General features: G+C 69.4%; 18 protein-coding genes and 1 other annotated feature. Of the genes, 10 read left to right on the top strand and 8 right to left on the bottom strand.

Annotation, left to right across the window (positions count from 1 at the left end):
• Positions 1 to 56: 56 nt before the first annotated feature.
• Positions 57 to 530, top strand: a complete 474-nt coding sequence (locus LV780_RS15340) for a low molecular weight protein-tyrosine-phosphatase (RefSeq protein ID WP_101341484.1) — start codon at positions 57 to 59, stop codon at positions 528 to 530.
• A 12-nt stretch (positions 531 to 542) separates the two neighbouring features.
• On the opposite strand, the gene LV780_RS15335 is transcribed toward LV780_RS15340, so the two are convergent.
• The 4 genes from LV780_RS15335 to LV780_RS15320 all read right to left on the bottom strand — a co-directional run bounded on the left by LV780_RS15335 (position 543) and on the right by LV780_RS15320 (position 4411).
• Positions 543 to 2048 (bottom strand): lipopolysaccharide biosynthesis protein, encoded by a 1506-nt coding sequence (locus LV780_RS15335; RefSeq protein WP_117345118.1) that lies wholly within the window; start codon positions 2046 to 2048, stop codon positions 543 to 545.
• Between the two features lie 190 nt (positions 2049 to 2238).
• The gene (locus LV780_RS15330; RefSeq protein WP_101341483.1) at positions 2239 to 3066 is read right to left on the bottom strand and encodes a helix-turn-helix transcriptional regulator; all 828 of its coding nucleotides are present in this window, start codon (positions 3064 to 3066) and stop codon (positions 2239 to 2241) included.
• Positions 3067 to 3439: 373 nt separating this feature from the next.
• Entirely contained in the window at positions 3440 to 3718 is a 279-nt protein-coding gene (gene cowN, locus LV780_RS15325; RefSeq protein ID WP_011910179.1) for a N(2)-fixation sustaining protein CowN, read from the bottom strand.
• 57 nt (positions 3719 to 3775) lie between these two features.
• Positions 3776 to 4411 carry a Crp/Fnr family transcriptional regulator gene (locus tag LV780_RS15320; RefSeq protein ID WP_108220676.1) on the bottom strand — a complete coding sequence of 212 codons (636 nt, stop codon included), beginning with the start codon at positions 4409 to 4411 and terminating at the stop codon, positions 3776 to 3778.
• 238 nt (positions 4412 to 4649) lie between these two features.
• On the opposite strand from LV780_RS15320, the gene LV780_RS15315 reads away from it, so the two are divergent.
• The 7 genes from LV780_RS15315 to LV780_RS15285 all read left to right on the top strand — a co-directional run bounded on the left by LV780_RS15315 (position 4650) and on the right by LV780_RS15285 (position 14865).
• Positions 4650 to 5240, top strand: a complete 591-nt coding sequence (locus tag LV780_RS15315; RefSeq protein ID WP_108220675.1) for an FMN-dependent NADH-azoreductase — start codon at positions 4650 to 4652, stop codon at positions 5238 to 5240.
• A gap of 520 nt (positions 5241 to 5760) precedes the next feature.
• Positions 5761 to 7755, top strand: a complete 1995-nt coding sequence (locus LV780_RS15310; protein WP_233864124.1) for a dynamin family protein — start codon at positions 5761 to 5763, stop codon at positions 7753 to 7755.
• Complete coding sequence (locus tag LV780_RS15305) at positions 7752 to 9365, top strand: dynamin family protein (RefSeq protein ID WP_108220673.1); 1614 nt, start codon at positions 7752 to 7754, stop codon at positions 9363 to 9365. Before LV780_RS15310 ends, LV780_RS15305 begins: the two co-directional genes overlap by 4 nt.
• A gap of 17 nt (positions 9366 to 9382) precedes the next feature.
• Positions 9383 to 11488 carry a dynamin family protein gene (locus LV780_RS15300; protein WP_108220672.1) on the top strand — a complete coding sequence of 702 codons (2106 nt, stop codon included), beginning with the start codon at positions 9383 to 9385 and terminating at the stop codon, positions 11486 to 11488.
• A gap of 5 nt (positions 11489 to 11493) precedes the next feature.
• Complete coding sequence (locus tag LV780_RS15295; protein WP_108220671.1) at positions 11494 to 12627, top strand: dynamin family protein; 1134 nt, start codon at positions 11494 to 11496, stop codon at positions 12625 to 12627.
• Between the two features lie 105 nt (positions 12628 to 12732).
• Positions 12733 to 13803, top strand: coding sequence for a sensor histidine kinase (locus LV780_RS15290; RefSeq protein ID WP_108220670.1), 1071 nt, complete (start codon positions 12733 to 12735; stop codon positions 13801 to 13803).
• Positions 13804 to 13914: 111 nt separating this feature from the next.
• Complete coding sequence (locus tag LV780_RS15285; protein WP_108220669.1) at positions 13915 to 14865, top strand: phosphoribosyltransferase; 951 nt, start codon at positions 13915 to 13917, stop codon at positions 14863 to 14865.
• 36 nt (positions 14866 to 14901) lie between these two features.
• Here the strand turns inward: LV780_RS15285 and LV780_RS15280 are convergent, their stop codons facing one another.
• The 3 genes from LV780_RS15280 to LV780_RS15270 all read right to left on the bottom strand — a co-directional run bounded on the left by LV780_RS15280 (position 14902) and on the right by LV780_RS15270 (position 18987).
• The gene (locus LV780_RS15280) at positions 14902 to 16134 is read right to left on the bottom strand and encodes a glycosyltransferase family 4 protein (RefSeq protein ID WP_233864118.1); all 1233 of its coding nucleotides are present in this window, start codon (positions 16132 to 16134) and stop codon (positions 14902 to 14904) included.
• Positions 16135 to 16309: 175 nt separating this feature from the next.
• Positions 16310 to 16367: a sequence feature (sul1 is cis-regulatory element that is thought to sense ions involved in sulfur or methionine metabolism; They are found in Alphaproteobacteria), on the bottom strand.
• 133 nt (positions 16368 to 16500) lie between these two features.
• Positions 16501 to 17460 carry a phosphoribosyltransferase gene (locus tag LV780_RS15275; RefSeq protein WP_108220668.1) on the bottom strand — a complete coding sequence of 320 codons (960 nt, stop codon included), beginning with the start codon at positions 17458 to 17460 and terminating at the stop codon, positions 16501 to 16503.
• A 12-nt stretch (positions 17461 to 17472) separates the two neighbouring features.
• On the bottom strand, positions 17473 to 18987 hold the full coding sequence (locus tag LV780_RS15270) for a lipopolysaccharide biosynthesis protein (protein WP_108220667.1): 1515 nt from the start codon (positions 18985 to 18987) through the stop codon (positions 17473 to 17475).
• Positions 18988 to 19324: 337 nt separating this feature from the next.
• Between LV780_RS15270 and LV780_RS15265 the strand changes: the two genes are divergently transcribed.
• Together LV780_RS15265 and LV780_RS15260 are read left to right on the top strand one after the other, a co-directional pair.
• Positions 19325 to 20767, top strand: coding sequence for a GMC oxidoreductase (locus LV780_RS15265; RefSeq protein ID WP_181969645.1), 1443 nt, complete (start codon positions 19325 to 19327; stop codon positions 20765 to 20767).
• 12 nt (positions 20768 to 20779) lie between these two features.
• Positions 20780 to 21217 carry a hypothetical protein gene (locus tag LV780_RS15260; protein WP_108220666.1) on the top strand — a complete coding sequence of 146 codons (438 nt, stop codon included), beginning with the start codon at positions 20780 to 20782 and terminating at the stop codon, positions 21215 to 21217.
• 18 nt (positions 21218 to 21235) lie between these two features.
• On the opposite strand, the gene selD is transcribed toward LV780_RS15260, so the two are convergent.
• Positions 21236 to 22291 carry a selenide, water dikinase SelD gene (selD, locus tag LV780_RS15255; protein ID WP_108220665.1) on the bottom strand — a complete coding sequence of 352 codons (1056 nt, stop codon included), beginning with the start codon at positions 22289 to 22291 and terminating at the stop codon, positions 21236 to 21238.
• Between the last annotated feature and the right edge of the window lie 79 nt (positions 22292 to 22370).

Genomic DNA, 22370 nt, shown 5'->3' with positions numbered 1-22370 from the left:
AAGCTCTTGATCATGCTGACTGATCCACCTAGGATGCACAATCCCACGGAGGTATCATGACGCAGCTTCCCAGCGTTCTCTTCATCTGCCTCGGCAATATCTGCCGCTCTCCGCTTGCCGAGGCTGCGCTTCGCTCAGCCGCCGACGGGCGAGGCGTGAGCCTGCAGGTGGACAGCGCGGGGATCGGCGGCTGGCATGCGGGCGAGGCCCCCGATCCTCGGGCGCAGCAGGTCGCGCGGGCGCACGGCATCGACATCGGCCATTACCGCGCGCGGCAGGTCCATCGGACGGACTTCGTCGAATTCGACCATCTCGTGGCGCTGGATCTGGAAAACCTCGCGGAACTGCGCCGGCTGCGGCCGTCGGGCGCTCGGGCCCGGCTGTCGCTTCTGCTCGATCACGTCCCGGGGCGGGCCGGCCAGCCGGTGGCCGATCCCTACTACGGCGGGCCGGAAGGCTTCCTCGCCACCTGGGCCGACGTCACGGCCGGAGCGAACGGGCTGCTTGCCGGGTTCCTCCGCCAGGCCTGACGCGGGCGGCGATCACGTCCCGGCCACCATCCGGCGCCGCAGGGGCATCTTCTCGGCCACAAGCCGCCAACCCTCGCGCAGCGTCTCGCGCCCGGCCGATGTGGTCGAGATCATCAGGGCCGTCAGCGCATAGGACAAAAGGCCCCCCTGCAGCAGCGCCGCAAGGCCCGGACCGGGGAGGTGGGGCTTGGCGAGCCAAAGCAGCCCCATGACCAAATGCACCGACAGAACCAGCGGTCCCACGCTGCGGATCATGTCGCGATAGCGGATCGGGCCGCTGCGGCAGGTCAGGGCCCAGATCGCCGGCACCTTCAGATATTCGGCGATCGCCACGGCAACGACGACCCCGACCAGCCCGAACGGCAGGCCCGCCAGCACCGCCGTGCCGACAAAGAGGGCGTGGATCAGGCCCGAGTGGAAGAAGTCCCTCGACCGGCCCTGACTGAGGAACAGCCAGCCCGCCACATTGTTCAGCGGCTGCACAAGGCCGGCGATCCCGAGCGCGGTGAAGATCGCCACGCTGCCATCCCAGTTCTGGCCGAAGGCCAGCGGGATCACGATGTCGGCAAAGGCGGCCGCGCAGGCCATCATCGGCAGCAGAAGGAAGAGCAGCAGCCCCGCGACCCGGAGATAGGCGCTCCGATAGCGGTCCGGCTCGTCCTGAAGGCGGGACAGGGCAGGCACCATCACCCGCGCAAGCGGGTTGAAGATCGAGTTCGAGGGCATCAGAACCAGCTTGAAGGCCCGGTCGTAGTAGCCCAGCGACTCGCCGCCGAAGGCCCGGCCGATGACCACCTTGTCCACGTTCATCGAGAAGAAGTTGGCGAAATTGAACCCGGTGACGCCCGCGCCGAAGTTCAGGAGCGGCCGCCACCCCTCGATGCGCCGTGGCGGCCCCGGCCGCCAGCGCGAGCCGAGCCACATGCCGAGCGTCGGCACGAGCGTTCCCACCAGAGCCCCGCCGAACAGCGCCCACGGGCTCGGATCAATCCAGGCCCAGATGGCGGCGGTCGCCAGCGACAGCACGGCCCCTGCGACCTGGATGAAGCCGAGGCGCACATATTGCATCCGCCGGATCAGCAGCGCCGCGTGCTGGGCCCCCAGCCCGTTCAGCGCGATCGTGACCGAGAGCGCCGCAATCAGCGGCCCCACCCGCGGCTCCTGGTAGAACATCGCCACCAGCGGCGAGGTCGCCAGCAGGATCAGCGTGAGCGAGACACTCAGCGCGACATTGATCCAGAAGAGGAAGTTCACCTCCTCGGTCTTCAGCCCCTGCTTCTGGACCGTCGCGGCCAGCAGGCCGAAATCCTGAAGCATCATCAGCAGCGCGATGACGGGCGTGCACATCGCGACAAGGCCGAAATCCTCGGGCGAGAGCAGCCGCGAGAGGATCACGACCGAGCCGATCTGGGTCAGCATCAGCGCCCCCTGCGAGGCGATGGTCGCCACGGCGCCCCGGCTTGCCGTGGCGCGCAGCACTCCTTCCGGGGGATCGAAGACGCTGGTTTCGGAAGTCACGTCGGATGTCTCCGTCAGAGGAAGGCGGACCAGCAGACCGGTCCTGCGCTCGCGCGGCAAGCCCTTTCAACGCCGAAGGCAGGGCTGGAAGTTCCGCGGCCTGCCCCCAGCCCTTGATGCGCGCGGGGGGGGGGGGTCTCTCGGGCAGGCGGATCCTGCGCCAGACCTCCGCAACCCGCCCGCCGCGCCGTCACAGGCGGCGGAAGCCGCCCGCCGGCTCGGGATCGCCCGTCTCGAGCAGCCGGAACACGAGTTCGGCCAGCGAGGACGTGCCGGTCTTGCAATGGATGCTCCGCAGGTGAGAACGCACGGTGGAGCGGGCAAGACCCAGCTCGGCCGAGACGCCCTCCACCGGAAGCCCGCGGCTGAGCAGCAGGCACACCCGGAACTCGGCCCGGCTGAGCTGGGCCGGGTTGGCCTCGCCCAGGATGGGCTTGCCGGAGGTGACATCGGCGCGGGTGCGGTGGCCGGCGATGGCCTGGCTCACGAGGCCCGCCTGGCGCTTGGCCCAGGCCCGCACGAGCGTCGGCAGCATCGCCTCGATCGCCGCGCTCAGCGACGGAAGAGGCTCCTGCCGGAAATGCAGTTCGACATGATCGCGGGCCGAGGGGCTGGAGGCCAGGATGAGCACCGCAAATTCCCGCATCCGGCGCGCGCCCTGCCAATCGGCCAGCGTTCCGTCGCCCGTCACCGAGGATCCGAGCCAGAGGCTGCCGGGGCGCGCATTCTCGAGCGCCGCGCCGAAATGGTCCGCGGCATATGAGGCCACCAGGGGCCGGACGGGCTCGCCGCGCCGTTCGTCATGGACGGCAACCCGTTGCGGCTTTCCGCCCAGTCTCGAGCGCACCACCATGCCGCATTCCGCTCCGACGCTGCGCACAAGATGGGCGAGCGCCTCGCCCAGCGTGTGCCGCCCCTGAAGCGCGTCGCAGAATTCGCTCATCGCATCCACGACAGCGACATGAACCGGCGCCGGTTGGCGATCGGCATTGGTGCTGAAATTGGAAAACTTCGTCATGAAAATAATCCTCCAGGAACACATCGGCGCGAAATGTCGCCGACCGGAAATCCATACCAAAGGCTATATTGGTTAATCCGAATAGCCTCTTGCCCCACCTGAACGGCAGGTTTCATGACTGCCATGGGAGAGTCAACCAATCCCCACATGGCCCTGTCCAAAAAAAGTGGTTCTGCACGCGGGGGTTGCGGATTCTCATCCTGCGGGCATCCTGCGGTCGAGCGGGACGCCTTCGGGGCCGTCGGATTGGCCGGGAGGGACGGGCCGAGGGTCGCCGCGCGAGGCGGCGCCGTCGTAAGGGACGGGCAGGATTCTTGCCGTGACAGCTTCGCGTCCGATCCCGGCCCGCAGCGGGGTGTTCAGGCGGATGATGTCAGCAGCAGTTGTGCTCGAGGTGCCAGAGCAGGTCGAGCCCTTCCTCGTCCTCGGCTTCCTCGAAGAAGCTGTAGAGGCTGTTGATCTGGCTGCCGACAAAATGGAGGTTGTCCGTCGCCATGCGCGCCTTCTCGGCCAGCTTCTGTTCGAAGTAGCGCACCCATGGCGAGTCGGTCGATGCCAGCCGCGCGCTGAGCATCTCCATCATGCGGTCCGCCTTGGCATCGCAGTCGATGCCCAGGAAGGTGACATAGCGATCGGGGGTGTGGTCGTTCATGGCGGCTCCCGGTTCGGACGGTGCAGGCAAGCTAGCGGAAAGGCACCGCAGGATCTGTCAGCCGGATGACAGTTCGCTCATCTCCTCGAGCCGGGCCGGGAGAAGGATCTGGATGTGTCGCCGGTCGGGGCGGGCGATGACGCACTCGCGCACCAGCCGGTTGAGCAGGGTGGACAGCGTCTGCCGCGTCGTCCCGAGCGCGCAGGCGAGGGCCTCGGTCGTCTCGATCAGCCGGATGCGGTCGGTGCCCTGGGTCTGCCGCTCCGCGAGGAGGAACCGGGCCAGGCGCGATTCGACCGGGCGAAAGGCCAGGTCCTCGATCAGGCTCAGCGCGCCGTGAAGGATGCGGCCCACCTCGCGGAAGGCGGCAAGCCCCAGCTCGGGTTCGCGGGTGACAAGCTCCAGCATGTCTTCGACCGGCCAGCTCACCACCTCGCAGGGCTCGAGCGCCTCGACCCAGGCGCGGGTGTGGGTCACGTAGAAGCCGCCGGGGCGGAGGTAGCCCAGCACCAGCTCCTTCGAGGCCGCGTTGAGACAGATCCGCGCCAGCCCGCTGTCGAGCAGGAAGACGCGGTTCGTGGGCTGCTCGGGGCGCGCGATGCTCTCTCCGGGCCGGTATCGCCGGCCATGGCCGCGCGGCAGATGCGCAAGCCATTCCGAATGGGGACGGGCGTGGGGAGGCGGCGAAACCATGCCCGATCCTAGCGCGCCCGTCGCCGCGGCGCAGCACCGGCGATCAGGACCTTCTGCCGCATGATGGCTGCGGTTTGGCAGCCATCACCCCCTGCCGCGCGCGCCCGGCCCCGCCGCACGCAGAGGCAGGCCCATGCTCCGGCTTGTTCTTCCGTGCACAGGACCCGCGCATCTGCGCAAGTTGTCGGCCGCCGCTCGATCAACCATGTGCAGCACCACACCCCAGAGAGGTATCGCCATGACCAACATCCTGCGCATCGACAGTTCCATCAAGGGCGAGGCCGCCGTGTCGCGTCGCCTGACCAGCCGCATCGTCGAGCGGCTCCTGGCGGCCCATCCCTCCGCCAACGTCGTCTCGCGCGACCTCGCGCAGGGGATCCGCCAGATCGACGGCGCCTGGCTCGGCTCGGTCTTCACCGCGCCCGAAGAGCGGACGGCCGAGCAGGCAGAGACGGCTCGCGAGGCGGATGCGATCCTGGCCGAGGTCAAGGCGGCCGACATCCTCGTGATCGCGCTGCCGGTGTACAACTTCGCCCCGCCCGCGCAGCTCAAGAGCTGGGTGGACCATATCGCCCGGCGCGGCGAGAGCTTTGTCTATACCGAGACCGGACCTGTCGGCCTGCTGACCGGCAAGCGCGCGATCGTGGCCTTCACCTCTGACGGCACGCCGCTCGGGTCCGAGCTTGATCATGCCTCGGGCTGGCTGCGTCAGATCCTGGGCTTCTTCGGCATCACCGATGTCGAGTTCGTGGCTGCCGACCGCATGGTGTTCGGGGCGGAGGAGTCCCTTGCCCGCGCCGAAGCCGCCGTCGAGGCGCTGGCCGCCTGATCTTCAAGGCTCCGACGATTGTTCATGCCTCACAGCCACTTGTAGCTGTTTTCTGACATGGGGCGGTGCCCGGCCGGCGCCGCCCCTTCTTGCGCAGGAAGGCCCGCCCACTCGGAAGCAGGACACCTTCAGTCCACAACCGCAACTCGCCCCCGCGGGTGCAGTTCTGCCCCGGAAGGGGCTGGGCGGGAAGCCATTTCCGGCCAAGGCCCGAATCCCCCGAAGCCGTCTAGCCCATCCCGGCACGTGATCGCGTGGCCGAAAACCGGCGAGACTATGGCGCCATTGTGGCGGTGCCCGCCGGCTGCGCGGGGGAATCCCTGTCCTGCGATGCAGTTGCGCCACGCGTTCCGGCGGCCCTGACCTGCCCCTGCAGTCTCCAAATTGCCGGGGTTGCGCACAAATTGCATCACATTCCCCCCCCATGACTGAGAAGGCATGCGGACTGCGGAGCAGCAAGCCTGCGGGCCGGCCTTGGGGTGCGGGCCGGCGACGTGATGCCCGAATGCGGAGATTGGATGTGCGCGATTTTGCAGACAGGGATGATGTTGTTCCGCCGGGGGGGCGGCCGGCGTTTGATGAACTCGAGAGCTACTGGGCCGGCCTGAACCGCATCCGCGACGCCCTGCTGGAGCTTACGGGAGACGCGGCGCCGGCGCTTCGGGCGCAGCTTGACCGCATCATCGAACGGATCGACGCCTTCGAGCCCTCGGTCAGCGTGCTGGGTCAGGTCAAGGCCGGCAAGAGCACGCTTCTGAACGCGCTGATCGGCCGGCCGGGCCTGCTGCCGTCGGACGTCAATCCCTGGACCTCGGTCATCACCAACGTTCACCTGAACTCGCCCCGCCGCCCGCTCGAGACCCGGGCGCTCTTCCGCTTCTTCGACGCGCTGGAATGGGACCGGCTGGTCACCACGGGCGGGCGCCTTGGCGAGATGGCGCGGCGGGCCGGCTTTGCGTCCGAGGCCGAGCAGATCCGGGCGCAGGTGATGGCGATGCGCGGCACGACCGAGGCTCGCCTTGGCCAGGATTTCGAGAGGTTGCTCGGCAGCAGCCACGCCTTCCCCGATCTCTCGAGCGACGTGATCGACCGCTACATCTGCTACGGCGACACGGGCGACTCGAAGTGCCGCGCGCAGGGCTTCTATGCCGACATCACCAGGACGGCGGATCTTTTCGTCGATCTGCCGGGCTATCCGCAGAACCTCTGCATCCGCGATACGCCCGGCGTGAACGACACCTTCATGATGCGCGAGCAGATCACGCTGAACGCGATCAGCGAAAGCCGGGTCTGCGTGATCGTCCTGTCGGCGCACCAGGCGCTCTCGACGATGGACATGGCCTTGCTGCGCATCATCGGCAATGTCGAGGCGCGCGAGGTGCTGATCTTCGTCAACCGCATCGACGAACTGGCCGATCCGGTGGCGCAGTGCCGCGAGATCGAGGACGCGATCCGCCACACGCTCGAGCGGGCCCGGATCGGGGCCGGAATGACCATCCTCTTCGGAAGCGCCCTCTGGGCGGTGCGCGCGCTCGAGGATCGGTGCGACGCGCTCTCCGAGCCTAGCCGGCGCGCCCTGCGCGGCTGGACGGCGGGGCGGTCGGAGGCGCGCGATCTCCGCTCTCTGGCCTTCGAGGCGTCGGGCGTGCCTGCGCTTCATGCCGAGATTTCCCGCCGGATCGTCGAGGGGCCGGGGCAGGCCATGCTGGCCGACATCCAGGCCGAGACCGGGAACGTGATCTCGGAAGTCGAGACGGTGGACATCGTTGCGCGCAGCGGCGCGATGCCCCCGGCGGCGGTCGATCGTCCCGCGATCGAGTCGCGGGCGGCGGAGATCGGCCGCCTGTGCGACGAGCGGCTCAAGGCGCGGATCGTCGAGGCGCGGGCGGCGCTTGCCGAGCGGCTTGGCCGCGCGCACGAGCAGTTTGTTGAAGGGGCCGTCGGCGCACTGGCCTCGCACATCTCCGCCTATGGCGAGACCGAGGGCTGGCGCTGCGATCCCACCACATTGCGCATGATGATCCGCTCTTCCTACCTGGCCGCCGCCAAGACGGTCCGGGATGCGCTTGGCGACTGCACGGGCGAGGCGGCCGAAGGCTTCGCGCGGTTGCTCTGCGGCGATCTCGGGGTGCCGGAGGGAAGCGTGGCCTTCCACCTGCCGCAGGGGCCCGTGCCGCAGGCGCCGGGGATCATCGCCCAGACCATCTCGCTCGACATGCAGGAGGCCTGGTGGCGGCGCTTCTTCCAGCGGCGGGGGTCGCCGGAGGATCGGGCCAATCGCTACCGCGCCCTGATCATGGCCGAGACGCTGCCCCTGACCGAGGCGGTGGGCCAGGAGGACTTTGCCGGTTTCTGCCAGGAGGTCGCCGAGGCCGCGTGCGTCTTCTGCCGCAAGCAGACCGAGTTCGTGGCGGCCGTTCTCGATGCGATGGAGCGGCCGGCCGCCGGGCAGGAGGGGGCGCTGGCCGACGTGGCAGGCGCGCTTGAGGATGCGACAAGAAGGGGAGCGGCATGAACTTGCCCTTGGAACTGTCCCAGATCGTCGGAGAGGCGGCGGATGTGACCTGCGCTGCCGAGGGTCGGCCGCGCATCATGATTGCGGGCGAGTTCAGCTCGGGCAAGACGCGCCTCGTGAACGCCCTGCTGGGTGACGAGATCCTGCCCTCGTCCGTCACCTCGACCGCGATGCCGCCGGTCTGGATACGACATGGCGGCGGCGCACCCGAATGCGTGCGGCTTGACGGGCAGGTGCAGGCCTTCGCCTCGGTGCCCGAACTGGTGGCCCATGTGAAGGCCGTGGATCTCGATCGGATCCACCATTGCCGGATCTGCCATCCGCACCCGCTGCTGGAACGGTTCGACCTGATCGACACGCCCGGGAACTCGGATCCGAACATCCCCGCCGCCAGCTGGGAGAGGATGGTGGCCGAGGCCGACATGATCGTCTGGTGCTCGCCGGCCGTTCAGGCCTGGCGCCAGAGCGAACGGTCCGCCTGGCTGTCTCTGCCCGAGGCGGTGACGGGGCCGGGCCTGCTGCTCCTTTCCCAGGCGGACAAGCTGGCCGATCCCGAGGACCGCGACAAGGTGATGCGCCGCGTCCTGCGCGAGGCGGAGGGGCTGTTTGCATCCGTGCGCATGGCCTCGTTCCTGTCGGAGACGGATGTCGAAGAGCTTCGCGCCGCGCTGGTCGAGGCATCCGCGGCACTGCCCCGCCGCGCCCGTCCGGTTCCGCTGGCACAGGCCGAAGACGGCCTTGCCGCGCCGCGGATCATGCCACGCCGCATCCGGACGCGGCCCGTCGCGAGCGAGCCGCTTCTCCTGGTAACCCGGGCCCCCCATGCCGCCCCCGAGGCGCTTCGTCCTTCGGCGGACGCGGAGGCCGATGGCGCCGTGCCGGTCGATTCACACGCCGAGGTGGCAGACACGCGGGGCCTTGAAGAGGTGTCAGAGCCCGGCCGTGTGCTCCCGGAAGCCCGGACCGGGACGGCCGAGGCGGACCCGGACGAAACCGGCGCCATGATCGCGGCTGCCTCCGCTCCGGCGGCAGGGCCTCGGGTCGCGGAAGTGGACGGCGATGTCCTGACCCTCCTGCGCGACCGGCTTGAGGCGGCGGAACCGCCCCCGCCGGATGAGCCCGCCCAGCCCGCGCCGGACGCGGATCTTTCTGCGCTCATCGCCACTCATCTGCCGACCGAGGCGACGCCAGCCACATGCACCGAGGCGCAGGAGCTGTTTCCCGTCGCATCGCCGGCCGCCGGGATGGCCGCATCCGCCAGCGAGCCGCCGGTGGCGCCGCCCGCTGACGCGGCCCCCGGGCTTTCTCCTCTGGCATGCGATCCTGCACCGGCAGGGTCGGGGGATCCGCTTCCCGAACCTGCGCTCGCCCCCGACGACCGGCAGGACGATCCGGCGCCGGTCCGCCGGCCTCAGCGCGCGACACCGCCGGCGATGATGTTCGGCCCGGCCCGGATGCTCTGGGAACAGATCCTGCCCACGCTCGACACCAACGACCCCGATGCCCTCCTCGAGGGCATTGACGAGCTGATCGCCGAACTGGACCTCACCTGGGCCCGCGCCTGTCTGCAGTCCGCGCCGACGACCAGCCGCCGCCGCGGATCCGCGTGACCCGCCGGGAGGGCAGAATGGACATTGGCGCGCTGCAGAAGACGGAGATCGCGAGCCTCCGACGCATCGTCTCGGAGATCGAGGAGGCGGCGGGGCGCGACTCACGCGAGCCCTTCGCCCGCCTCCTTGCGCGGCTGGACGGCTGGACCGCGCGCGTGGCCGTCATCGGGCAGGTGAAGGCGGGGAAATCCTCGTTCCTCAATGCCTTCATCGGCGAGATCGGGCTTCTGCCCTCGGACGTCAATCCCTGGACCTCGGTCGTCACCAACCTCCGCATCAACCTGCCCGGCGATCCTCCGCAAGGGGCCTCGTTCCGCTTCTTCGACGAGCGGTCCTGGGGCGAGATCGTCAACGGTGATCCGCGGGTGCGCCGCATGGCCGAGGAGATGCTGCCCGGCTTCGACAGCAGTATCCTGCTGCGGCAGGCCCAGGAGATGAAGGCCCGCGCGCAGGCCAGACTGGGCCGTGCCTATGCGACGCTGCTGGGCACCTCCCACACCTACGACTTCCTGTCGCCGGAACTGCTGCAAAGCTACGTCTGCGCAGGCCCGGGCGCCGACGAGGGGCTGGGGAACCAGGCGCTCGGCCGCTATGCCTCGATCACGCGCGAGGCCGAGGTCTATCTGCGCCTGCCGGGTTTCGCCGTGCCCGTGGTGCTGACCGACACGCCGGGCGTGAACGATCCGTTCCTCGTGCGGGACGAGTTCACCTGCCGCAGCCTGGATCGGTCGGATATCTTCATCATCGTCCTCTCGGCGCACCAGCCGCTGACCGAGGCGGACATCGCGCTGATGCGGATGCTCTCGGCCGAGCGGGCGAAGAATGTGATCGTCTTCATCAATCGCATCGACGAGCTTGAGGATCTGGACGAGGAACTCGATGGGCTGGTGGCGGACGTCGCGTCGCGGCTTCGGGCGGCGATCCCCGGGGCCGCCTTCTCGATCCATGCCGGCAGCGCCTGGCTGGCAGAGCTTGCGCAGCGCGAGGATGCCGAGGCCCGGGCGCTCCGGGCCGGGGTGGATGATGCGGGGCTCCGTCGCTTCCTGCTCGACCGCTACGGCGAGGTGCCAACGGGACAAGCCGAACGGTTGATGCTCGCCTCGGGCGTGGGCGAGGTGAAGCAGACGCTGGGCAGCCTGATCGACCTCGGCGCGGGCTATCGGCAGCTCGCCTCGATCCACGAGGAACTGCGTTCCGAGGTCGGCGCGCTGATCGCGCTCTGCAAGCGCGAGCGGGACTCGGTGGCCCGGCAGGTCGAATCCGTGAGCGGTCAAGGCGCGGCGCGCTTCCTGACGGAGATCCGGGCCGAGATGGCGCAGCTTTCGGACCTGCGCCGCCGGCTTGAGGAGCGGTTCGAAGCCATGACCGCCGCGACCGACCGCATCCTTGTGCGATCGGCGGCCATGATGCAGCAGGCCCTCGAGACGACGATCCGCGCCTTTGTCGAAGAGCAACGGGCGGCACTGGCCGGCCGCGCCTCGGGCGGAGAGCGGGGGCCGGTGGCGGTGGATCTTGCGGCGCTCGGCGGGCATCTCGACCGGGATGTCACCGACACGTTCCGCCGCACCCGCGCCGCGGTGGACAGGGCGCTGAACGACTGCCTCGTCAGCGCGGCCAGCCTTGCGGGCGAGCGGTTCGAGGGCATCGCCGAGGGCGTGACGCTGCGGGGCCTGCCGCATGACGAGTTCACCACCGCCCTCACGCTCTCGCGCAGGGCCCTCACGGTCGATGTGATCGCGGCCCGCGGCTGGGCCTTCTGGCGTCGCCCCGGCATCGACGTGCCGAAGACCTTCGAGGCGCTGCGCCGGATCACGCTGGCGGAACTGCTGCCCTGGTCGCACAAGATCATGCAGGCCGCGACCGAGGCGCAGGCCGAGCGGGTCATGGCCGGCAAGGAGAGGATCCAGATCATCCTGTCGATGGTGGACAAGGCCATCGCCGAGCGGGCGCAGAGGCTGCGCAGCGACTCGTCGGTGTTGGCGCAGCTCGCCGCGGATCCGTCGCGCGGGGCGCAGATGTCCCACCGGCTGCAAAGCCGGATGGAGGTGCTCGAGCGTCGGCTGCAACTCCTCGCCATCAGCGACAGCCGTCTGTCCCGGTCGCACCTCGCGGCTGCGGCCTGAACAGGATGTTCCTGGGCCAGCCCCTGCCGGACCTCGACCCCGCGCCCGCTCGCTCCGGTGCCCGACCGAGACTGCGCGTGGTGGTGGCGGGCGAGTTCCGGTCGGGCAAATCCAGCGTCATCAACGCGATCCTGCGTCAGCCCGTGTTGCCGATGCTCTCGCGGCAGGCGTCGCGTCCCGCGTTCCTTGTCCGCCATGCGTGGGAAGGGGCGGGGGCGGTCCTCCTTCATCACGGCAGCGGAGGAACCGAGCAGGCGGCGGTGCTGGACGAGACGACCGACTTCGGCGGCGCCGGTCTCTGCGAGGTGCTGGTGAAGGCACCCCATATCGAGGGTGTGGAACTGGTCGAACTGCCGTTCCCGTGCGACGGACAGGTGGGCGACGAGGCACGGGCCCTGATGGCGGGGGCGGATCTTCTCCTCTGGGTCTCGATCGCCTCGCAGGCCTGGCGTCTGTCCGAGAAGGCGATCCTGTCGCAGCTCCCGCCCATGCGGGAGCGCGCGGTGATCGTCCTCTCGCGCGCCGACAAGCTGCGCTGCGCCTCCGACTGGGATCGCATCGAAGAGCGGGTCCAGCGCGAGGCCGGCCCGCATTTCGCCGCGGTGGCCTTCGTCCAGGCCGGGCGCGAGACGATCCGCGCCGCGGCGGCCGACGATCATGCGTGGGCGACCTCGGGCGGGCAGATCCTCGCCGATCTGGTGGCCGAGCGCCGACGGCGCATGGCGCCGGAAACGCCCTCGCTTCCCGCCGATCCGCCGCACGACACCCATCGGGCGAGCCGCGCCGTCGCTGCCCGGCGGCAGGAGATCGAGCAGGTGGCCGCGTCGCTCGCCGGGCTGGTCTGTGGTGGCCTGACGGGGCCCGATGGCGGCTGTCTCGCCTTCGGGCCCGAGCGGCACCGTGCCGCGCAGCTTGCGCCGGCGATCCGCAGCTACATCGACGGGCAGGGCGCGCTCGAGGCGGCGGCCGGCGCGGCGGTCGAGGAGACGACGCTGCGGCTCGGGCCGCATCTGCTGCTGGTCATCCGGCCCGCGTCTTCGGGCCTTGCGTTCCTGCTGCTGCGGCAGGACAGGACGAACATGGCCCTCGCCCAGACGGCCCTGCGCCGGATCGCGGCGGACGGGCTCCCGGAAGCCTGAGCGGCTCGCTGCCATGTGACCGTGGCACGGGAGAAACCGCTGTAGCCCCCGTTGCATTGCCGCCCGCATCCTGTAGCTTCGCCGCATCGAGCGAAGGGTCGGATCTTGGGACTTCTGACGACGAGACTCCCGGATCGGCTGAACCGGTTCGTGTTGCGGTGGGCCACCCGACGCAGCCTGACCTATCGGGTCTGGTTCGCCCTGGGCGCCATCGGGATCTCGACTGCGCTGCGGTTTGCGGTGCACGACGTGCTGCCGACGGGCTTCCCGTTCGTGACCTTCTTCCCCGCGATCATCCTGACGGCCTTCTTTGCCGGCGCCGTCGCGGGGGCAGGGGTGGCCGTGGTTACGGGCCTGATCTCCTGGTACTGGTTCATCCTGCCGACGGGCAGCCTCGCCCTCTCGCCATCGGCGCTCCTGGCGCTGCTCTTCTTCGTCTTCATCGCCATCACCGACATCCTGCTCATCCATCTGATGACCGAGGCGCTGCATCGAACGGCGAAGGCCGAGGCCCGCAGTTCGGCCCTGGCCCATGCGCGCTCGCTCATGTTCCACGAGCTTCAGCACCGCGTCTCCAACAACATCTCGACGCTGGGCGCCCTCCTGCGCCTGCAGGAGCGGCGGCTGGTCGACCCAAGGGCACGGGCGGCGCTGGCCGATGCGCGGGCGCGCCTCGAGGTGGTGGCGCGCCTTCAGCGGCGGCTGCATGATCCCGCCCGCCAGTCCGTCGATCTCGGCGACTATATCCGCGGGCTCGCGGCCGACACGATCGAGGCGATGGACGCCGGCACGCGCATCGCCTGCCGGTTCGAGCTGGAACCGTTCCGCTCCGAACCCGATCAGGCCATGCCGCTCGGCCTTGTCACGAGCGAGCTGCTGATGAACGCCTGCGAACACGGCTTTGCCGGTGGCGCGTCGGGCACGATCCTGATCCGTCTGTCCGTGGCGCATGGCGGCGCGCTTCTCGTCATCGAGGATGATGGGGCCGGGCTGCCCGAGGGCTTCTCGAACCGCGCGAGCACCAGCCTCGGGCTGTCCATCGCGCGCCAGTTCGCCGAACAGATCGGCGGACAGCTTGTCGTCGGCGCACGATCGGGAGGCGGCAGCCGGTGCGAGCTGTCCTTTCCCGTCCGAATGCCGGGTTCGGCCGAGGCCGAACCGCTGACGGCCGCCTGACAGGAGCCGATGGGCCCCTGCGCCGGAATTGGCGCACGCCCGTCGGGCAAGACTGGACAGCCGCCGCTGCGAGGCCATCTCTGGCCTGTTGCCCCGATCTGGAGACGCCGCATGAACTACCGCTCGATCGCCGACATGAACCGCACCGTCCTGCGGAACCTGCACCGGCTGCCGCGGGATCTCGACCTCGTGGTGGGCGTGCCGCGGAGCGGGCTTCTCGCTGCCCAGATGCTGGGATCGGCCCTCGGCCTGCCGGTGGTGGCGCTCGACGACTTCCTCGAGAGACGCACGCCCGCCGTGGGGGCCGAGCGGCGGATCCTCGTGCTCGAGGACAGCCTCAGCTCGGGCATCGCCATGCAGGAGGCCCGCGATCGCGTGTCAGCCGCCGGGCGGGGAGAGGGCGTTCTCTACGCGGCCGTCTATGGGCTCCGTCCCCGCCATGCCGAGGCCGACCTGATCTTCGAGACGGTGCCGCAGCCGCGGATGTTCCAGTGGAACGCGATGCATCACAAGTTCCTGGCCCGCTGCTGCGTCGATATCGACGGCATCCTCTGCCATGACCCGACCGAAGCCGAGAACGACGACGGGCCGGCCTACCTCGACTTCCTGCTGAACGCCCGTCCGCTGTGCCGGACAAGGCAGCGGATCGGGATGCTGGTGACGAGCCGGCTCGAGAAGTACCGCCCGCAGACCGAGGCATGGCTGGCGGCGCAGGGCATCGCCTTCGACCGGCTGGAGATGCTGGATCTGCCCAGCCGCGAAGAGCGGATGCGGCTCGGCGCGCACGGCAGCTTCAAGGCCCGCGTCTACCGCGAGAGCGACGCGCTGCTCTTCATCGAGAGCGAGCCGCGGCAGGCCGAGCAGATCATGCGGCTCGCGGGCCGCCCGGTGCTGTGTCTGCCCGAGCAGCGCCTGTTTCAACCGGCGCTCGCGCATGTCGCCGCGCAGATCCCGCGTGTGCGCAGCCGCACGGCGGCGCGCCATCTCGTGCGGCAGGCGGCTTGGACGATGCTGGGGGCCGAGCGCTTCTCCAGGCTCAGCGACAGGTTGCGTGTGGCCTGAGGGCGGCGGGCTGATCCCGCCGCCAGCGCCGGCGCATCACACCAGGGGCAGGGCGACCGCCATGGCGCGCGCCGCGGCCGCACCGGCGCGCACGGCCACATCCTCGGCCGCACCCCGCAGCACGGACAAGAGCGTGCGCAACTGGTGCGTTCCCGAAATCTCGGGCCTGTCGGCATGGGCCGAGGCCGCCGTCGCCTGAGCCCGATAGGCCTCTGGATCGTCCCAGAGCTTGCGCACCTCGGCCGCCCACCGTTCGGCCGGCGCATCGACGGGAAGCACGACCCCGCCCGACCCGATGGCTTCGGGAAGCCCGCCCTGGTTCGAGCCGATCACCGGGATGCCGCAGAACTGCGCCTCGGTGGCCACGCGCCCCCAGGCCTCCTGCCAGACGCTCGGCGCGAGCAGGATCCTGGCCTTTCCATAGACCGACTTCATGTCGGTGGTCCGATTGCGCAGCGTGACGTTCGGCAGGGCCGCCATCCGGGTTTCGATGTCCTGCCGCAGCTCGGGGCTGAGCGGCCAGCTCTCGACGAAGACGAAGGGGATGTCGGGGCAAAGCTCGGCCACCTGCAGCGCTGTTTCGAGCCCCTTCACCGGAACAGGGTTGATGAAGGTCACGTTCTCGCGCGTCGTCTCGGTGCGGTAGAGGCCGGGCTCGACCAGCGGCGGGATCACCGTCGAGCGGATGCCGAAGGCCTTGGCGTAGGTCCGGGCGGTGAACGCCGAGTTGGCGATGAAGCGCGCGTCGCGCAGGCTGGCAGGGTTGCCTCCGAGGTCGTGAAGCTCGACGTTGCGGAAGTAGAAGACCACGGGCACGCCCGCCGCCTCGAACGAGCGGGCCAGAGGAACGGTTCTCCGGGTGTTGTCGTTCTGGACGACCGCGACGTCGGGCTGGAACAGCTGCACCACTTCCGAGGCATCGATCGGGTTCCAGGTGCGGAAGACGCGATAGCCCCCCATCCGGTCCTCGGCGTAGTCGCGCCGCAGAAGGCGCCGCTGCACGCGCGAGCGCAGCTCGGTCCAGCCGCCACCTTCAAGGCCCGCGAGCACCGCCACCTCATGCCCCTCGGCCTGCAGCGCCATCGCAAGCTGGTCCGTGCTGGACTGGGCGCCGCCGCTGCGCTGGGGCAGGTAGGGGTCGCCGAGCGTGAAGAGAATGCGCAGCGGCCGCTCGGCCGCGGCGGCGCGCAGATTTTGCCGGCGTGAGAAGCTGGCCGGGAACCCGTCCTGCAACCGTGGGTCGATGCCGGTTTCCCGAAGAACGCGCATCAGGGCAGGCGACGCGGTTCCATCGCCATCGTTGGGGCCGGCCGCGGGCGATGCTCCGCCCGCACGACCTTTGGCCGTTTGACGAAAGTTTTGTGACAACGTCCTGTTTTCCCGTAGCTTCCTGTGCGTCCGATCCGAAGGTCCGGTAGAAAGGACAGCCTCCGGCGCCGCCATCGTTACCCCGGCAGGTCAGCGGCCGGGCTCGCCATCCGGGATTTGCACCCGGACTCCTGATGACTGATTCAACTCTAGGTTACTTTTCCGCGCAGTCCACCGTTGGGATGCGTATTCTCACAAAGATGCAATGAAGCCAAACAGGACGGATGAGGTTCCATGGCGTTTCGTTGCAGGGCGGCACTTTTTTGCTCAACGCGCGAACTTGCGCTTCAGCGAGGCGACTCTTGAGGGCCCGAGAAGGCCCCGCGCGATCGCCTTGGCCATCCGAAGGGCCGGTTGACCGGGTTGAGCCGCGGTCTGCTCGGCCGACAGCATCCCGGCGGTCAGCAGCCGGTGACTTTCGAGGCAGAGGACCGGCTTGCCCGAGAGTTCGGCGATCCGTCGGGCCTGACGGTTCTCGCTCTCGATGAAGAGCGGGGCTTCGCTCTGCCGATAGACCTCGGCCTTGAAGCTGCCGTGGGCGCCGAGCCGGATGCGCTCGGCCTGGCTCGGCAGGTCGAGCATGACAAGCCGCCCGTAGGAGATGCCGCGCGCGGCCAGCCACGCCTCGGTCCCGCTCCGGTATTTCTCGAGGCGGCTGGTGACCAGCGTTCCGATCCGCCGCGTCGGCCGATAAAGCGGCCGGGCACTTGCAAGAAACTGCAGGTAGGCCGCGCCGTCGTCGTTCTCGGCCTGCGTCGGATCGAGGCAGAGCACACCGTCGATATCCACGCAGGCCTGTTCCAGCACCGGATGCTGCATGAAGCTCCACTGGAAGATGCGCGGCTCGGGCAGCGTCTCGAGCACGAGATCGGCCTCGGGCAGGTCGGGGGCGGGGCCATAGGCTGCGACCAGCGTCACGTCGAGACCCGCCGCCTCAAGGCGCGCGCGGGCATGGGCGACGCCCTCCTCGGTGACGGCGATGGCCACCACCCGCTGCGGTGCCGGCGCACCTGTCGCCGGATCCAGCTTGGTGCGCCCCACCGAGAAGCTGCGCCCCGCCAGAAAGCTCTCGAGATCGGCCATCGGCACGTTGGCAAGCAGGCACAGGATGTTGGCCGCCAGCATTCCGCCTTCGGGAAGGCCTACGACAAGATCCGTGTCGCGGGGAAGCCGGTGCAGATTGTGCTGCAGCATGTCGGCGAGATCGGTGATGGAGCGATAGTGCATGGTCAGTCCTCGTCAGCCGGATGTCGCCCGGCGGATGGTCAGGCCGCGGAGCCGTATCAGGCCGCCGCGGATCAGCAGCCAGGCTTCGCGCAGGACCTCGCGGCCCGTCGGAAACGGCGCAATCAACAGGATGGTGGCGATGTAGGCGAGGGCCGCCCCCTGTAGGAGGGCCTCCACCCGGCCCTCCGACAGCCACGGCCGCGCCAGCCAGACAAGGCCGAGCGCCGCGTGGGCCGCCACGACCAGCGGTGCGCAGGTCCGGGCCACGTCGCCGGCCCGGACCGCGCCACGGCGGCCGATATAGAGCCACAGAACCGGGGTCTTGAGATATTCGCTGATCGCATAGGCGACAGCCACCCCAAGCGCGCCGTAAGGCAGGCCCAGCACGAAGGCCACGACGGCGAAGGCCGCCGTGGCAAAGCCCCAGTACATGAACTCGGTCGAGCGACCCTGGCTGATGAACAGCCAGCCCGCGGGATTGTTCAGCGGCTGCAGAAGCCCCGCGAAGCCAAGGGCCATGAAGATCGGCGCGCTGCCGGCCCATTGCTCGCCAAGCGCGAAGGGGATCAGCAGCCCGGCCAGCGCCGTGGCTGCGGCCACGCCGGGCAGCACCAGAAGCAGCGACAGGGTCAGCACGCGGAGGTAGGCGCTCCGGTAGCGGCCCGGCTCGTCGAGCATCCGCGACAGGGCCGGGATCATCACCTTCGAGAGCGGATTGGCCACCTGGTTGAGCGGCATCAGCAAGAGCTTGTAGGCGCGGTCGTAGAGGCCCAGCTGCGCGCCGCCCCAGACACGTCCGATCAGCACATTGTCGAGGTTGCGCGCGAAGAAGTTCGCGAAGTTGAAGCCGGTGATGCCCGCGCCAAAGCCGATCAGCGCCCGCCCGCCCTCGGCGCCCCGCGGCATTCCCGGACGCCAGCGCGAGGCGATCCACATGAGGCCCGCGGGCAGCAGCGTGCCGGCCAGCTGGCCGCCGAACAGGGCCCAGTAGGTCGGCTGCACGAGGGCCCAGACGGTGGCGGTGGCCAGCCCCGCCACGGCGCCCACGACGCCGATGATCGCGATCCGCCCGTATTCCATGCGACGGTTCAGAAGCGCCGCATGCTGGGCGCCAAGCCCGTTGGCCGCCACGATGACCGCCATGGCGGCGATGAGCGGGCCGATCCGCGGCTCCTGGTAGAAGAGCGCGACAAGGGGCGAGATCAGCAGAAGCAGCAGCGCCAGCGCCACGGACAGCGCGACATTGACCCAGAACAGGAAGTTCACCTCGTCATGGCGCAGGTTCGGTTTCTGCACCGTCGCCTGCACCAGCCCGAAGTCCTGCAGCATCCCGATCAGCGCCAGAACGGGCGCGCACATGGCAACGAGGCCGAACTCCTCGGGTGCGAGCAGCCGCGACAGGATGATGACAGAGCCCATCTGCGTGGCAACCATCACGGCCTGCGACGCGGCGATCGCCGCGGCGCCGCGCCCCACCGAGGCGCGCAACGAGCCCTGCGGCGGGTCGAACTGATACTGCCCGCTCACCGGGACATCCGTCCGGCGGAGTCAGTCAGACTGGATCGCATCGAGAATCACTCCCTCGGTCCCGCGGCAGGCCCCGCGAGGGAACCGGGTTGCCGTCCGCGGCTTTCCAATGAAGCCCCAGAGGAGGGGCAAGGTTCCCACGTCTGCAACCGCAGCCAACCCGCGTCGTGCCGGTTCCTGCAGTTGCCCAAGCATGAGGCAATTTTCGCTGCATAAGCACGATCTCGCTGCGGTTGCAAACTGACCCGGCAGAGCTTTGCCGATGAACGGCGCCTCAGGTGGACAGGTCCCTGCAACTCGCCTCAAAGTGGCAAGCAATTATCTGGAGATGAATCTTATGAACCTGGCTCCGCCCGAAAGCGTCGCCGGCGAGCATTTCGACGTGGTGATCGTGGGCTCGGGCTTCGGCTCTTCCTTTTTCCTGCACAGGCTGATGCGGCAGCCCGGCCGGCGGGTGCTCGTTCTTGAATGGGGCGGTCACGCGACGCATGACTGGCAGCTTGACGAGGGCCGGAACTCGTCGGTTGCCGACAGCGACACCTATGCCACCAACTCCGGCAAGCCCTGGAACTTCACCGTCGGGTTCGGGGGCGGCACGAACTGCTGGTTTGCCCAGACGCCCCGGCTTCATCCGGCCGATTTCCGGCTGGGAACCGATCATGGCGTGGCGCCGGACTGGCCGATCACCTACGACGATCTCGAGACCTACTGGTGCGACGCGGAAGAGATCATGGCGGTCTCCGGCGATCCCGACATGGCGCGCGTCATGCCGCGCTCGCGTCCCTTCCCGCAGCCGCCCCATCGGATGCCCGATCCCGACCGGCTGATGAAGGCGGCCCGCCCCGACAGCCATTTCGTCATGCCGACGGCGCGGGCCCGGATCGCCACCGAGACGCGGGCCGCCTGCTGCGCGTCGCTGCGTTGCCAGATCTGCCCCGCCGACGCCAAGTTCACCGCCAACAACTCGCTCGTGCCGCTCTATGAGGCCGAGGGCGTCACGCTCTGTCTTGAGGCCGAGGTGCGCCGGTTCGAGGCGGCGGGCTCGTCCATCTCGGCCGCCGTGTTCCGGGGCTCGGACGGGCGCGAGCACCGCGTGACGGGGGATCTCTTCGTCCTTGGCGCCAATGCGATCCACAGCCCCGCGATCCTTCTCCGGTCCGATCTGGGGGGCGGGCTGACGGGTGTGGGGCTGCATGAATCCTACGGCTGGTCGATGGAGGCCTGGCTCGACGGGGTGGAGAATTTCGGCGGCAGCACCATCACGACCGGCCTCGACTTCGGCCTCTATGACGGGCCGCACCGCAAGACCGATGGCGCCGCGCTGGTCTATTTCGAGAACCGCTGGTCGCACGGAATGCGCCTTGGCGCCGAGCGGATGCGCCAGACGCTGCCGTTGGTGATCGTGACCGAGGATCTGCCGGAAGACAGGAACCGCGTTACGCTCGACGGTGAGGGCGGGGCCTTCGTCGAGTATCACGGGCCGTCGGACTATGCGCTGCGCGGGATGGAGCGGGCCAAGGCCGCTCTGCCGGACCTGTTGGCCCCGCTGCCGGTCGAGCGGATCCTCGACCACGGCATCCGCGAGACGGAGTCGCATCTGCAGGGCACGCTGCGGATGGGCCACGATCCGTCCACCTCGGTCGTCGACGCTGGGCTCGTGCATCACCGGCTGCGCAATCTCGTCGTGGTGGGGACGAGCACCTTCCCCACCTGCTCGGCCGCCAATCCCTCGCTGACCGCCGCGGCGCTTTCGCTGCGCGCGGCCGACCTGCTGATCTGACGGAGAACGCCGATGACACTCAGCCGCCGCCGCGCCCTCCAGCTTGCCGCCGCCACGGCCGCCTTCGCGGCGGCGGGGGGATATGCGATGACCCGCCGGCCCGAGGATCTGGTGCGCTCGGTCCTCGAGCGCCATTTCGGGCCGCTGCGGATGGACGAGACCGAGATCGAGGCGCTGACCGCCGCCAGCATCGCAAGGCGCCCCTGGATCGAGCCGCCGTGGAAGCTCGCCGCGGCCTACGCCACCGCCTATCAAACCGGCCTCGACGGGCAGGCGATGGAGTTCCTGCCGGAGGAACGCGCCGAACGGCTGGAGCGGTTCGAGCGTCACATCCTGGGCGATGCGGTGCAGATGACGAACATTGTCCTGCGCACCGCGCCGGAGGAGGAGGTGATCTTCATCGGACCCTCGGCCTGCCTCAACCCCTACGCCACCTTCGAGGTGGCCTGAGGGGCTGGTCACCGGAGGTCAGCGCAGCACGACCCGCGCCGGACCCTCGGCCACGCTGCCGATCTCGGTCGCCGCCTCGAACCCGTGCCGGGCGAAGATGGCCAGCACCTCCGCCACCGCGTCCTCGGCGCAGGAGACGAGCAGGCCGCCGCTCGTCTGCGGATCGGTCAGCAGGGCGCGTTCTCCGGGCGGAAAATCCTCGGGGAGGGCCACGCCCGCGCCGTAGCTGTCCCAGTTGCGGCCCGACGCTCCGGTGACGAAGCCGCGCCCGACAAGCCCGCGCACCGGCGGCATGACGGGCACGCGGTTCCAGTCTATCCGCAACTCGCACCCGGCCCCGCGGGCCATCTCGATGGCGTGACCGCCAAGCCCGAAGCCCGTGACATCGGTCAGCGCGTGAACCCCCGCCAGCGCTGCCAGATCCGGGCCCGGCGTGTTGAGGCGGGTGGTGGTGGCGATCATTTCGGCATAGCCCGCCGCGTCGAGTTCGCCCTTCTTCAGGGCCGCCGAGAGGATGCCGGTGCCGATCGGCTTGCCCAGAATGAGCCGGTCGCCCGGCCGCGCACCGGCGTTGCTCCGCACCCGGTCGGGATGCACGAGGCCGAGTGCCACCAAGCCGTAGATCGGCTCGACCGAGTCGATCGTGTGCCCGCCCGCCACCGGGATGCCCGCCGCTGCGCAGGCCGTGGCGCCGCCTTCGAGGATGCGCCCGATGGTCTCCCTCGACAGGACGTTGATCGGCATTCCCACCAGCGCCAGGGCCATGATGGGTCGCCCGCCCATCGCATAGACGTCGCTGATCGCGTTGGTGGCGGCGATCCGGCCGAAGTCGAACGGGTCATCCACGATCGGCATGAAGAAGTCGGTCGTGGCCACCAGCGCCTGCTCGTCGTTCAGGCGCCAGACCGCGGCATCGTCTGAGGTGGCGGTGCCCACCAGCAGATCCTCGGGGACCGGCAGGGCTGGCGCCGCGCGCAGCAGGTCCGAAAGGATGCCGGGCGCGATCTTGCAGCCGCACCCGCCTCCGTGGGCCAGCGACGTGAGCCTCGGTTCGGTCGGTGGTCGGTCTGTCATGTTGTCGCTCCGGCTTGTGGCCGGCAGGGCGGCCCGCGCAAGGGATGTAGCGGTCGGCCGGGCAAGTCAACTCGAACGG

The organism is Cereibacter azotoformans, from assembly GCF_021391315.1.
GTDB lineage: Bacteria > Pseudomonadota > Alphaproteobacteria > Rhodobacterales > Rhodobacteraceae > Cereibacter_A > Cereibacter_A azotoformans.
This window is presented reverse-complemented; position numbering and strand designations above follow the sequence as displayed.

What these genes read in the sequence shown, in the direction of transcription:
- LV780_RS15340 (WP_101341484.1), top strand. Translation starts at nt 57, where the DNA reads ATGACGCAGCTTCCCAGCGTTCTCTTCATCTGCCTCGGCAATATCTGC.
- LV780_RS15330 (WP_101341483.1), bottom strand. Translation starts at nt 3,066, where the DNA reads ATGACGAAGTTTTCCAATTTCAGCACCAATGCCGATCGCCAACCGGCG.
- cowN (WP_011910179.1), bottom strand. Translation starts at nt 3,718, where the DNA reads ATGAACGACCACACCCCCGATCGCTATGTCACCTTCCTGGGCATCGAC.
- LV780_RS15320 (WP_108220676.1), bottom strand. Translation starts at nt 4,411, where the DNA reads ATGGTTTCGCCGCCTCCCCACGCCCGTCCCCATTCGGAATGGCTTGCG.
- LV780_RS15315 (WP_108220675.1), top strand. Translation starts at nt 4,650, where the DNA reads ATGACCAACATCCTGCGCATCGACAGTTCCATCAAGGGCGAGGCCGCC.
- LV780_RS15305 (WP_108220673.1), top strand. Translation starts at nt 7,752, where the DNA reads ATGAACTTGCCCTTGGAACTGTCCCAGATCGTCGGAGAGGCGGCGGAT.
- LV780_RS15300 (WP_108220672.1), top strand. Translation starts at nt 9,383, where the DNA reads ATGGACATTGGCGCGCTGCAGAAGACGGAGATCGCGAGCCTCCGACGC.
- LV780_RS15295 (WP_108220671.1), top strand. Translation starts at nt 11,494, where the DNA reads ATGTTCCTGGGCCAGCCCCTGCCGGACCTCGACCCCGCGCCCGCTCGC.
- LV780_RS15285 (WP_108220669.1), top strand. Translation starts at nt 13,915, where the DNA reads ATGAACTACCGCTCGATCGCCGACATGAACCGCACCGTCCTGCGGAAC.
- LV780_RS15280 (WP_233864118.1), bottom strand. Translation starts at nt 16,134, where the DNA reads ATGCGCGTTCTTCGGGAAACCGGCATCGACCCACGGTTGCAGGACGGG.
- LV780_RS15275 (WP_108220668.1), bottom strand. Translation starts at nt 17,460, where the DNA reads ATGCACTATCGCTCCATCACCGATCTCGCCGACATGCTGCAGCACAAT.
- LV780_RS15265 (WP_181969645.1), top strand. Translation starts at nt 19,325, where the DNA reads ATGAACCTGGCTCCGCCCGAAAGCGTCGCCGGCGAGCATTTCGACGTG.
- LV780_RS15260 (WP_108220666.1), top strand. Translation starts at nt 20,780, where the DNA reads ATGACACTCAGCCGCCGCCGCGCCCTCCAGCTTGCCGCCGCCACGGCC.
- selD (WP_108220665.1), bottom strand. Translation starts at nt 22,291, where the DNA reads ATGACAGACCGACCACCGACCGAACCGAGGCTCACGTCGCTGGCCCAC.